The sequence below is a fragment of the Blautia sp. SF-50 genome (assembly GCF_900101315.1).
Classification (GTDB): Bacteria; Bacillota; Clostridia; order Lachnospirales; family Lachnospiraceae; genus Blautia_A; species Blautia_A fusiformis.
The window spans coordinates 179,499-192,673 of record NZ_FMUW01000004.1 but is presented as its reverse complement, the minus strand read 5'-3'; the positions used below and the strand labels follow the sequence as shown (position 1 = coordinate 192,673).

General features: G+C 39.3%; 9 protein-coding genes and 2 pseudogenes. 4 read left to right on the top strand and 7 right to left on the bottom strand.

Going from position 1 to position 13,175, the window contains the following annotated elements:
* Window positions 1–120: 120 nt before the first annotated feature.
* Window positions 121–885 carry an ATP-binding protein gene (locus BLP57_RS04355; protein WP_092069648.1) on the top strand — a complete coding sequence of 255 codons (765 nt, stop codon included), beginning with the start codon at window positions 121–123 and terminating at the stop codon, window positions 883–885.
* A 332-nt stretch (window positions 886–1,217) separates the two neighbouring features.
* A pseudogene (locus BLP57_RS04350) lies at window positions 1,218–2,543 on the top strand (IS1380 family transposase).
* A gap of 232 nt (window positions 2,544–2,775) precedes the next feature.
* On the opposite strand, the gene BLP57_RS04345 reads toward BLP57_RS04350, so the two are convergent.
* The 7 genes and pseudogenes from BLP57_RS04345 to tnpC form a co-directional block, all read right to left on the bottom strand.
* Window positions 2,776–4,113 (bottom strand): NosD domain-containing protein, encoded by a 1,338-nt coding sequence (locus BLP57_RS04345; protein WP_015527065.1) that lies wholly within the window; start codon window positions 4,111–4,113, stop codon window positions 2,776–2,778.
* Window positions 4,114–4,169: 56 nt separating this feature from the next.
* On the bottom strand, window positions 4,170–5,660 hold the full coding sequence (locus BLP57_RS04340) for a glycoside hydrolase family 32 protein (protein ID WP_092069645.1): 1,491 nt from the start codon (window positions 5,658–5,660) through the stop codon (window positions 4,170–4,172).
* Window positions 5,661–5,678: 18 nt separating this feature from the next.
* Window positions 5,679–6,299, bottom strand: a complete 621-nt coding sequence (locus tag BLP57_RS04335) for a carbohydrate ABC transporter permease (RefSeq protein ID WP_242872552.1) — start codon at window positions 6,297–6,299, stop codon at window positions 5,679–5,681.
* Window positions 6,300–6,559: 260 nt separating this feature from the next.
* Window positions 6,560–7,438 (bottom strand): carbohydrate ABC transporter permease, encoded by an 879-nt coding sequence (locus tag BLP57_RS04330; RefSeq protein WP_092069638.1) that lies wholly within the window; start codon window positions 7,436–7,438, stop codon window positions 6,560–6,562.
* A 179-nt stretch (window positions 7,439–7,617) separates the two neighbouring features.
* Window positions 7,618–8,847, bottom strand: coding sequence for an ABC transporter substrate-binding protein (locus tag BLP57_RS04325; RefSeq protein ID WP_092069635.1), 1,230 nt, complete (start codon window positions 8,845–8,847; stop codon window positions 7,618–7,620).
* 349 nt (window positions 8,848–9,196) lie between these two features.
* Window positions 9,197–10,177: a LacI family DNA-binding transcriptional regulator gene (locus BLP57_RS04320; protein ID WP_092069632.1), complete on the bottom strand. Its 981-nt coding sequence runs from the start codon at window positions 10,175–10,177 to the stop codon at window positions 9,197–9,199.
* Between the two features lie 255 nt (window positions 10,178–10,432).
* Window positions 10,433–11,674: pseudogene (gene tnpC / locus BLP57_RS18645) on the bottom strand (IS66 family transposase); the annotation flags it as partial.
* Window positions 11,675–12,428: 754 nt separating this feature from the next.
* Here tnpC and BLP57_RS18175 point away from each other — a divergent pair.
* The gene (locus BLP57_RS18175) at window positions 12,429–12,764 is read left to right on the top strand and encodes a helix-turn-helix domain-containing protein (RefSeq protein ID WP_242872551.1); all 336 of its coding nucleotides are present in this window, start codon (window positions 12,429–12,431) and stop codon (window positions 12,762–12,764) included.
* 117 nt (window positions 12,765–12,881) lie between these two features.
* Complete coding sequence (locus BLP57_RS04305) at window positions 12,882–13,160, top strand: hypothetical protein (RefSeq protein WP_092069626.1); 279 nt, start codon at window positions 12,882–12,884, stop codon at window positions 13,158–13,160.
* The last annotated feature ends 15 nt before the right edge of the window (window positions 13,161–13,175 follow it).

Below are 13,175 nucleotides of genomic sequence, written 5' to 3'. Positions count from 1 at the left end.
TGCCTGCAAGTATTCTTATTTCAAGAAAGTGCTTGGCATGGTCCAGAATAATCATTCCAGCAGCGGTATAAACGGAAAACTTCCTTCCCATACAAACATCCGTGGAAAGGAGGCATACAAATGAGTTCATCCCATGACATTACATTAACACCCCAGGAACAAGCTCTGATCATGCGTCTGAAGAGTTTCCGCGTTCCGGAAATGGCACATATCCTGGAAGAACAGATGAAAGATCCCAATGCAGATCTGAACACGTTTATGGAACGCATGACAGCAATGGTTGATGCAGAGTGGCAGGCACGGGCAGATAAACGCTTTAATCGTCTGATGAAAGAAGCACATCTGCGATACCCGGTGGCAGATCTTGATGAAACCATTTACCGTCCAGAACGTCAGCTTGATACCCAGATAATAGAACGTCTGAGTACCTGCCATTGGATAGAGGAAGGAAAAAATCTCATTGTAACAGGTTCTTCTGCCAGTGGAAAAACGTATCTGATCAATGCTTTTTGCATAACTGCAATGAAGCAGTCCAAGAGTGTAAAGTATATAAAAGCGAACACACTTATGAGTGAAATGGAACAGGCACGCATCAAATCCACAAATCTGGATTACCTGAATAAACTGACCAAGCTGGATCTGCTTGTGATCGATGATTTCGGTCTTATGGATCTCGACCTTGATAAATGCCGGGATCTCTTTGAAGTCCTTGACACCAGAGATGGAAGAAAATCAACTGTAGTCATCTCACAATTTCCAGTCAGCACATGGTTCGATATGTTTGCCGATAACACCTACGCCGATGCGTGTCTTACACGAATCACGGATAAGCACCATACGTATCGTCTGGAGATGAACGGTATAAATATGCGTGAAACAGAATGATGTAATCTAGCGGTACTTCGTACCGTTAAAAATGGAATAGCCGTTCCGCAGTAGCGGAACTGGCATTCCGTTTAAGCATAATTTGCACACAAGTGTAAGGCCGACGATCAGAAAAGCCACGATTGCAAACAGAACCCATCTTCCAACGGATACCACTTTATAATAAACCTGAATTATTCACGGCTGTGCCGTGAAAGTGGCTGAAAGCCACACAGTTACTGTGTTTAAGTTGTTTATTGCATTTCATCTTTTAAGTGAATAGAAAAAGAGACCAAATATGTGGTAAAATTTAGGTGTCGAATCCAAATACATACCACAGAAAGGGGCTCTCTATGAATATTTTAAACACCTTAACACTGAAAAGCAATAGACAAATTAAAATAAATTTTGACGGAGGTGATTATCCTCCGATGCAGGACTTCTTCTGATAAAGGAATTCGCTGCAAAAATCGGCTTTTCAAAGCTAATAAAAAAGAAATTTAAAGCCAATGATAAATCTGTCCTCTTTCACAAAGACGATGAAAATCTGATGCAGATGATTTATCGGATCCTCTCTGCTTATTTCGAAGATGACTGTTCTGATGAATTGACTTTGGATCCTGTTTTCAATGCGATCCTTGAAAAAGACCGTCTGGCTTCGCAGCCGACATTGTCAAGATTTTTAACCGTATGGATGAGGATACCCTCCTGCAGTTTGATGACATTGACAAATGTCTCAGGGACATCATCTATTCTATCAAGCGTCCGGAGCATATGCTTCTGGACCTGGACAGCACTTTGTTTGGCACTTATGGTAGTCAAGAAGGGGAAGGCTTCAACTTCCATTATCAGGCACACGGATATCATCCGTTACTGTGCTATGATGGATTGACTGGATATCTGCTCAAAGCAGAACTTCGTGATGGAACACTCCACTGTAGCAACGATGCAGATAAATTTATGGAGCCCCTCTTTCTGGAATACCTGGAAAGAGGGGCTCCATAAATTTATCTTCGTGGAGACAGCGGATTTTCATCTCCTAGGCTTTATAAAATCTGTGAGATGAATGGCTGTTCCTATGCCATCCGTCTAAAACAGAATTCTTCACTCCTTGCCTTGCTTCCGATAAAGAGGAAGACTTGTACAAAGCGACCAAAGAAGATCAGATCCGTTATGCGGTAATTTATGGTAAATTCATGTATCAGGCTGGTCCATGGGACTATCCAAGACGTGTGGTTTTCAAAATCGAGAAACCATACGGTCAGCTGATGCACATGTACACCTTTATTGTTACAAACATGGATATGGAGCCCTATCAGATCATTCAGTTTTACTGTGGTCGTAGCAGAATGGAAAACTTTATCAAGGAAGGCAAAAGCGGATTTGATTTTGCTGCTGTCAGCAGTCATTCCAAAGTAGTAAATGCAAACCGCATGAGGCTTCACATGCTTGCGTACAACTTATTCAATTGGTTCAGACGATTGGTACTTCCTGCAAATATGCGAAAGCAACAGGTGGATACCATTCGTTTAAAGCTGATAAAGATTGCCGCAAGAGCAGTCCGTTCAGCAAGATATATCACTTTCAAACTGTGTAGTAGCTGTCCTTATAAAAAGGAATTTTACAGGCCGCTGGAAAATATCCAGCGGCGACTGTACAATTGGAATAGCAACTATTAACTTACCTTGACAGTTCAAAGTGGTGGAATCAAATTTCACAGGGGGGGTAGTTTACCCATTTTTGTGGATAACGCGGTTGTTTTCAAGGGAACTAGTTTAATGTTTTAGAGTATTGAAGCATTTTTATATGCTCATGAATAATTCAGGCTTATATGCTTTGATGGTTAAGAGATTTCTCCAAATCTTTAGTAACCTCTCCTTCAGAATAAAACAATGAAGTAAGTGTATACATTTATTTAACCGGAATCCCTCTGAATATATTTCTGGAGAAATCCATAGCCGCTTCATTTTCCCTGCATGTATCCAATATTATGTTATCTGTAGATTCTTCATCGATATGTACAACTTCACTTGAAAGTTTCACTAATTCATCCATACTTAACAGAGCATCTACCTGCGCATCAAAGCAGGATTTATTTTCCTCGTTTTCCTTTTTATCTGCCTTTGTTGTTGCCACAATATGATTGTTTGCAATGTAATTTTCTCTTCCGGACACCAAACGAATGATTATCGGTTTTACGCCTGCCGGTTTCAGATATTGCTGTTCAATTGTCTCTGAAATGTGATTAGCAATCAGGGAATTGCTGCTTCCCTGAATATGAATCAACCCAAAATCATCCTCTAATCCATTATCATATGCCAGCATAGGCGGCCATGGTTCATGATCTCTGAGAAAATGATTGGAAGATATGAGATTCTCTCTGCAGCTTTCCATTATCAGCATTCCCGGATAAAAAGAATGAAATCTGTTTGCTGTTACTGATGATCTAAGAACACCTTTAAGATGTACTATACTTTTTCCTCTTGGAAAAATGTTATTGGAAGTAATCAGAAGTCCTCCAAAATTTTCAGCAAAAATAGTATAACCTCTATAACCGGCACCCATAAGATTATCTGTTATTTTAGATGCCTGTCCGGCTCCACGAAGTTCTACACAATTTCCACATTCCGCTATAAAATTATCATGAACAGATAATGCATCAGAATTGTAAAGAGTCACTCCATGCTCCAGATAAATAATACCCATACCTGTAATTCTGAAAGAATCCTGTGCACTGGCTACATAAATTCCTGTTTTTCCATTTAAATATGTATTCTCTGGATCTCCATTTCCGTCATCTACAAAATGTAGTCCATCAATACAGAAATTTTCAAACTCCACGGAACTGATTCTCGGATCTCCCTCTCGTTCCACCAGAAAAGCAGCACCGGATCTTTCATCTCCCTTTAATGGTTCCAGATCTACCAGGATTCTGCTGCCGCCCGGCCAGATGTCATGAAGATCCTTCCACTGTTCTTTTGGCACATTATATCGGATACTTGAAGACACAAATCCATGTCCTGATCCCTGGATTTTCAAGTAACTGATATCGATTTTTACCTGCGTTTTTAAATGATAATCTCCAGACGGAATATAAATTACTGCTCCCGGTTTTCCTCCATCATTTACATTTGTATCCTTTTGTCTGCTCTTGATGTCTACAATGATACTGTTGATCACTTCACCGATATCCGTATATGGGTTACCTACCTGCCAGTCAGTGACATCATAATAATTATTACATTTCATTTCAATACTCCTCCTGCTTTCAGTTCATGTCAATCGGATATTCGCGATCCGCTTCCCTACTTGATCCGATCAAAACACTCCTGCAATCCATATGCTTCATAATCTCTGATTACCGCTCTTCCACCAAACGCAGATATACTTATTTCATCCTGATCATTTCCTGCAAAAATATTATTGGAATGATTATTTCTGTATTGATCTGTAAATATCTCCAAAGAACTCTGATCTGAAAAAATATGTACATCCAGACTTTTTTCACTGACCTTAAGTACACTTCTGGATGTTCCTACGCTCCATCCATCTGCACAGCTTCTGTCTACCAGCAATTCACCATTTTTCAGATTAAAAATACAACGGGTTTCTTTTTCTTTTCCGCATCTAAGCTTCAATTCTACCCTGTCTGCATCAGTTTCTTCAAGATCCAATATAAATTTCATCTCAAAGCTGATTCCATCTCCTGCTTTTAACTGCTGAGGTGTTTCTGTAACCTGTATTTCCCGTTGCGTAAATTTATTTTCACGGATTTTTTCCATTTCCTCTACAGGAACAAACGCCAGCGTTCCATCCTTGCACATCCGAACTTCACGAATCACATTAAAAAATCCGCACCAGCCCTCCTGATAAGTAGGTCCCCAGTCCTTAAAGAGAGGCATCCATTCCCATTCATTCGCCCAGGCAACAATCAGACGTCTTCCATCAGGAGCAACCATGGACTGTGGCGCATAAAAATCAAATCCCCAATCCATTTCACCACTGATATGCCAGTCAAATTTTCCTGTTTTGTAATCAAAATCTCCTGTCAGATATACTGATGTATGATCTCCAGAACCCATTGGAGAGAAAGTGAGAACGTATTTATCACCTAGCTGATAAAAATCCGGACATTCCCACATGAATCCCCATTCTCCGCGGCTTTCTGCCAGCACGTTTAAGAAATTCCAATGATAAAGGTCTTCTGATTCATATATCAATGCTAATCCCCTGTTATTACGACTGGCACCTACAACCATATAATATTTATTTTCATGCTTCCATACCTTTGGATCGCGGAATGAATCCGGCTGAATACCTTCCGGTGCATCAAAAAGAGGATTTCCGTCATACTTTTCAAAATTTATTCCATCTTCACTTATAGCAAGACACTGGCTTTGCTCACTTCCGTTTCCATGATTTGCAGTTGCCGTATAAAATACATATAGCTTACCTTCGTGTTCGATTGCACTGCCGGAAAAACATCCACCTTTTTGATAATCATCATACTCTTCACTGGGTGCCAATGCCAGCGGCAAATATTCCCAATGAACGAAATCTTTGCTGACTGCATGTCCCCAATGCATACAATCCCAAAATCCATTATATGGATTCGTCTGATAAAACACATGATACTGTCCATTAAAAAAGATCAGTCCGTTAGGATCATTCATCCACCCACTTTGGGGCATAAAATGATAATGCTGACGCATTTTTCCATTTTGAACAATCATCTTTTTACTGTCAATTTCTTTTTGCGCATTTTCTATTTTTTGTTTCATTAATATTTTATTCACTGGCTTTCTCCATTCTTATCATCCTTTTACAGCTCCTGCTGTCATTCCCTGAACAATGTATCTCTGTGCAAACATTGATAAGATCATTACCGGGAAGCTAAATAAAAATGCTCCTGCACACATCGGTCCAAGGTCAAGATTATACGCTGACAGGAAACCGGCAAGACCTACTGTAAATGTTTTAGCATTCATACTGGTCAGCAACAGAGAAATAAGGAAATCATTCCATGCCAGGAACAATGTGAATATAAAGGCAGTTGCAAGTCCCGGCTTACAGATCGGCAAAATAACCTTTCTGAATGTCTGAAGGCTGGAAGCGCCATCTACATATGCAGCCTCATCCAAAGTAGACGGTATTCCCTCATAAAAGCTAAGCATTGTCCACATTACAAAAGGCATGTTTACTGCCGCATAAACAATAATCAATGCAATTCTGGTATCATACAATCCCATATTACAAATAATCTCATAAATAGGTACTGCAATACTGGATGTAGGAATCATTTTCAGGCATAAAATCAATACCACCAGTCCTACTGACAGCTTCGCTCCAGATCTCTGAATAGCATATGCAGCCAGTGAACCCAGGATAACTGCAATAATTGTACTGCAAACTGCTGTGATCAAACTGTTCAGCAAATACCCACCTGCATCCATTCTTACAAATAATTGAGTAAAATTTTCAACTGAAAAGCTTTTTGGAAGAAAAGATGGTGGAACAGCAATTACCTCTGATCCGGGTTTAAACGAACAACAAATTACATAAATATATGGAAGCAGCCAGAATATTGTAATAATTATAGAAATAATAACTGCTATTTTTAGTTTGATACTATTACCTTTCTTCATTTTGGTCTCCTTATTGAATCCTTTTTACTACTGTTTTTCTTTGACAGCTTTTACTTTTTCTTTGGATTCCATAAACTCTGCATAAATACTAATGTAAACACTACAAGAACTATGATAAAGATAACAGCCATTGCACTGGCATATCCTGTATTATTATACTTTACAAGTGTCTTATAAATAATAATACTGATTGTCTCCGATGAACTGTTAGGTCCACCTTCTGTCATTGCCCAGATAATATCAAAAGTCTTTGCCGCATCTATAATTCTCACTGACAATGCTGTCAACAGAACCGGTTTAATTCCCGGCATTTTTATGTAAAAAATTTCCTGCAGCTTACTTGCTCCATCCATTCTTGCAGCTTCTGACACGCTGGTATCCAATCCCTGAAGGCCAGCCAGAATCATCAGCATCATAAACGGTGTAGTCAGCCATATATCTGCAATACAACAGGCGATCAATGACCATCGGGAATCTGCAAGCCACAAAATTTCACTTGGACTGGATAAGATCCCTATTCTGGTCAGAAACTCATTGACAATACCAAAGTTTGAACTCATCATCAATTTCCAGATAAGACCTGCAACCAGCGGTGCGATCATAAGTGGTGTCATCATTAATGAACGTACTATTTTACTGCCCTTATAATCAAGTTCAAATAATAATGCAAAAATAAATCCTAAAACTGTTTCCACAGATACCGCAATCAAAATATAAATCAATGTATTTTTCAGCTGCTTCAAAAAACCGCCAGCTGTAAATGCTTTAATATAATTATCAAATCCAATAAAAGTTCTGGTTCCTGTAATTCCAACCTTAAAGAAACTGTCAAATACCATTTTAAAAATAGGATAAATCAAAAAGGCACCCATGAAAATCGCGCCAGGAAGAAAAAACAGCAATAGTGTTTTTTTTGATATCAATTTCATAATATTTCCCGCTTTCTTATAAAGATCAAGGGCGATTTACTCCCTGCCTCATACATCATAGATTAGTGTGTTCATAGTTAGTGTGTTCGATGTCCAGGTAAAATCACCCTTGCTTTAATTACATTTTTTATTATTTGGTAGATGTCTGCAATCTGCTTTTTCTTTATTACTTTGTCACTTTACTTCCCAATTGCCTCAATCTCTTCTTTTGCAGATTCAAGGGTTTCTTTCACATCTGCTCCACCCAGACAGGATTCTACAACACCTGTAAGAACCTCCTCTACCTGTGACCAGGTTGAAACCATAGGTCTTGGCTGAGACTGTTTTTCATTCAATGTGTCAAAAACTGCTGTTGTATGCTCATTACCAGCCTCTTTTCCAGCTTTCTCATAAACAGAAGTTCTGCCGGCAATCTTAAGGGTTCCGTTCATATAATCTGCATTATGATCATACATATATTCTACATATTTCAGTGCCATGTCTTTATTCTCAGAATTTTTCATTACAGATTCATACCATGGACCTGTGGTTGCTCCTACTCCTGCACTACCGGCAATCATTGGTGCACATCCAACCTTATCTGCTCCAAGTGCCTCAACAGCTGCAGGATACTGATGGCTCCAGTTCAACTGCATTGCAACTTTACCATTATTGAAAAGTTCCTGAGACTCTGTAGAAGCCGTAGCCAGCGAATCTGATGGCGTACAATCTTCATTTGCCATTTCAACCATAAAATCAAGCGCATCCACATATGGCTGATCTGTAATATTTACATTTCCATCCTTGTCATATACTAATCCATCTGCACCGGCCTGGCAGGCAAAATCAAGGAAGGAACAAACTGCGTCAGAACCACTGCCAAAAACTGTTGTTCCGTACATATCATCTGTTTTCATTTCTTTTGCCAGTGCTTTATATTCATCCCAAGTTTTTGGCACTTTATCTTCCGGAATCAGATCTTTTCTGTAAATAAGGATCTTAGCGTTTACCCACATCGGATATCCCAGGAGATTACCATCTATTGTTCCACTTTCTTCCAACGTTGGAAGGAAATCACTGGTATCTGCATCTGTAATTGGTTCGATTGCATCAGCAAAAGCTGCCAGCCATACAAAATCCATACATGCAACATCATGAGCAGTCTGTCCTGCTTTAATTTCGGTAGAAAGCTTATCATACATACCAGTATAGGCAACAGCATCAACAACAACCTTACAGCCTGTTTCTTTCTCGAAATCAGCTGCTGTATTATTGGCAAGTGCTTCTGCAGGTGAACCACTTTCTACAAGAACTGTAATACTATTTCCACCGTCCTTTTTCCCACCGGCAAAACAGGGAACTGCCATTCCTGTAAGCATACTTCCAATCACAGTTGCTGTAATTAATGAATTAACAATCTTTTTTCTCATTTTTAATCTCCTATTCTTAAAGATTCTAAATTCCATGATAGTAAATATCATGCCGTTCCATTTACATACTGTTTCAACCGCTTTAGATATTCTCCGGAGTAATCTAATTTTACGGGTTAACATTGTGAAAACAAATTTTGTTTTCGCAATGTGGAACGCGTTCCACATTGTTTAAAAAACATTATGTTTTCTTCATCTTGTTAATTTCATTATAAACTTTTTGTTGTTTTTGTCAATCTAATTATAGGCTTTTTATTTTTTTTATAAATTATATACAAATATTTTGTACTTATCTTTGTTTTTCATCCTTTGTTTTGTAACAAATGCACAACACGTGTATGACATCTGTTCATACTGTTGTTCCGCCTTTACGGAATTCAGGTATTAAAATACTTTTTTTATTTTTCACCTTTTTTCCATTAATCAGTTCACAAAGGCTTTTTACAGATTCCTCTGCCATTCTGTCAATGGGCTGAACAATTGTACTTATTTGCGGTTCTACCAATTCTGTAATATACGTTCCATCATAAGAAACTATTTTTACCTCTTCCGGAATTTTTTTGTGTTGTCTGATCAATCCATTCATGCATTCAATAGCCAGTCGGTCTACACCAAACACCCCATCAAATTTCAGTTTTTTTTCAATAACTTCTTCTGCAACCTGATGATAATACTGAATATCCAAACGCCGCCAGTCCAGATCATAACAATAGGTTTCTATTCCCTGCTCATCCATAATTTTTTGAAATTCTGCATGACGATCATGATATAAAGACTCTTTTTCCGCAGTACTTCTGAAATGAAGTATTCTTTTGCAGCCATTACGCTGCAACACTTCTGCTGCCAGACGTCCACCCATTTTATGGTCCACAGTTACTACCGGAATTTCTTCTCCCAGATATCTGTCAAGTGCAACAATCGGCTTATGAATTTTAGAATACTCACTTTCATCCAAAGAAGACATTCCCGCAATTATCCCATCTACAATATGTCTGTTCAGCAAATCCAGATATTCAGCTTCAGCCTTTACATCTTTCAATGTGTTACATAACATAATTTTGAAGCCGGCTTTGCGCAGTTCTTCTTCTACACAATCAACAAACTCAGCAAAAAAAGGATTGGATACATTCGGTACAAGTACCGCAATTATACCACTTTTTTTATAATACAGATTTCTGGCAAGTTCATTCGGTGTATAATTCAATTCTTTCATAGCAGCTTCTATTTTGGCCCTCGTATCCAGAGAAACATATCCACTGTCATTAAGCATTCTTGAAACTGTTCCCACACCTACTCCTGCCATTTTTGCAACATCTTTAATCCCTGCCATTTTTTCCACACTTTCATATTATGATATTAAATTCCCAAGTTTAAAATTTATTCAAGCATACACGATGAGATATTTAAACTTAGAACTTGTCAAACATTAAGAAACAACGATTTAAGTAATAAATCAGCAAATTCTAAAATTTAGGATTTCTTAACTCCATTTAAAAGATACCTGAAATTCATCATCTAGAAATATACCTTCTGCAAATAAATTATTTTTGATATTAGCAGACCCCAAAAATCCAATACAAATACTCCAACAAATGTAATAATCCACTAGTGGTTTCACCACCAGTTGACGCTGGGCAAGCCTTTCTTCTGATGAAAGACCTGCTAGTTTTCCTTCTTCCCGGTAAATGGCTTGTATCTGTTTTATAAACAGATGCAGGATGATTCTTTCTGATGCGCTTTCGGGATGACTTCTAACGCATCATAGAAGCGACGTCTGCAGTGAACCCAGCAGCCGGCAATCCTCAGATCTTCACGCTCTTTTTCAAGCGTATGATATACCTGGTATCCATCCATAACACAGATTCCAGTGTAATCCTTTAAAAAATTTCTGGGATGTGATGCCTTACGCGTCTTCTGGTATTCATAGAGGACGATCTGACGCTCCGGATACATAAACCCTGACCGGTAGTCCCACATGTAACTCTTACTTCCGGCAGAACGTCCGTCTTTATTGACGAGGGCCGGAGTTTCATCGGCCTGTATTACATGATAATCATACAGAAGCTTATGTAGATGGTCATACAAAACTCCCAGATATTCTTCCCCCAGCCGGATCATCCAGTTTGCCATGTTCTGTCTGGTGATGGCAAGACCATACCGCTCGAATTCCTTTTCGAGACGATACAAAGGCACCGCATTTACATATTTACCGTTTATGATTGCTGCTGCAAGGGGACGGTGAAACAAGACTTCCACGAAGCAAATTCCGAGAATGAGGAGCTTTTACCATATGTTCATCAAGCTTGCTTGAATACACACCGATATGATGTTCTTCTATCTCGACGCGAGCCGGAACAAATTTATAGCACCTTGAGACAGCATCTGGAAGCTGTTTCCATCCATTCTCACCGAATTCGGCTGTCAGTTCCTCTTTGCTCATGTAATGATCGATACGGTTGACAGGAAGGGATGCTATGTCAGCAGCTTTTTTTTCGGGCTGTTTTTTCTCCTTTGGCATTTTCAGTTCCAGGTCATCTGGTTCTGGTGCATCCAGATCACAGACAGCTTCTGCCTCATTAAAGAACACAATCGTTCCATCAATCTCCATAAAACAGATCTGTTCTGGTTCGGACATCTTTTCACTGGATCTTCCGAAACGGTTCTTTTTGGAAAGGATCAGTTGTTCCATCATCAGCTGCATCTTGTCATTTAATGACTGTGTCTGTCTGGTCAGTTCTTCCATTTGTTCCTGCATGCCCAGGAATAGATGTATCAACAATTCTTTGTCAAGTTTATTCAGTTGTTCTTCTGTGTACTTAAATGCCATAACCGGAACTCCTGTCTTTATACTGGTTCTGATTATAACAGATTTTTGTATTACTGCCAATTCCGGTCATTAGCTTTTTCAGCATAATGACGGTGGATAAACCAGCTCTTTGCTGATGTATCCTGCCTGGTCTGCCTGTTTGTAGACAACCTTTAGATTTGAGTGGACAGCCTCTGTTCAGATATCCTTTTGACTTTTTTATTTTCAGTCCAATAGCTTCCGCCAGCTTACCAGCGGACTTATTTCCTCAATCGTAGATGCCTGCCAGCCACTGGGCCTTTCTCTCAACGCAGGCATTGGAACAATTGTCCAGGATTTTTGGAACCTGAACCATTCTTATAAAAGCGCCGTACATGCACTGGAATACAGATTCTTTTTCCCGCATCAGAATATCTTTGACGGAAGAGACGCTCTGGGTTCCGATCTGTCTGTTGCAGATTTTTCAGACACAAAGGAAGATGAACTGATCCGGCTTCTCTGTAAAAAGGATACCTCGGCCATAGATATCTGGTTTCAGAATTTTTCCGACTGGCTTACCCAGAAATTTCGCACAAAGAATTTCGCTTTCATACAGATCTATTCTCTTCTCGGCCGAATTCTGAAATTTTTCTATGAATTAAATCTGGATACTCATGACCTGGAAGCTAAAATTTTGTATGTTTACAACCACATAAATGAGTTTCATAATACGGAAGAGCTATGTCAATGGCTGAAGGATCTATGCCATCTTTTATGCCGGAAGCTTGATTCCTCCATGAATGATTATCACCAGAAGCTCTGCGAACTGGTGATTTCCTATATCAACGAACACTACACTGACAATACGCTCTGCCTCAATGATATTGCTGCCTCTACCAATGTAAGCCCTGCTTATTTAAGTGCTCTTTTCAAAAAAAATCAGGGAATCAGTCTCAGTGACTTTATCACATCTCAGCGAATTTCCGCAGCCGCCCGTTACCTGACTACGACTACTATGAGTCTGAAGGAGATCAGCCTGAAATGTGGTTATGCCAATCAATATTATTTCAGCACCAGCTTCAAAAAGAAAATGGGGATCACACCTTCCGCCTATCGGGAACAGCATACATAACTTCTTCTCTTCTTTATAACAAAGTTACTGGCACAAATGCCAGTGCCCTTCTCCGGAATTTTACTTATAATCAATCAATAAAGAGAACCATCATATTTTTTCGAAGGAGGGATCGCTATGAAAAAATGGAGAAAAATCCTGATATCTCTGATGACAGTCTTTGTACTGTCCATACTCCCGGCAGAATCGACAATTCTGCCGGGCACAGTCTGTGTTACAGAGGCTGCTCCCAGGATCAGTTCTTCCAAGCTTACAGATCCTTATGAGATCCTGACACAAAAAGATGCTTCCGAAATTGCAAATGACACTCTGGATATGGCTGTTCCATATTGGGCTGATCTTCTCAAGGGCTCCGGCATCACCCTGCGCTCCCTGGGCTTTTCAACTACAAAATAAGCTTTTCCTAAAAAC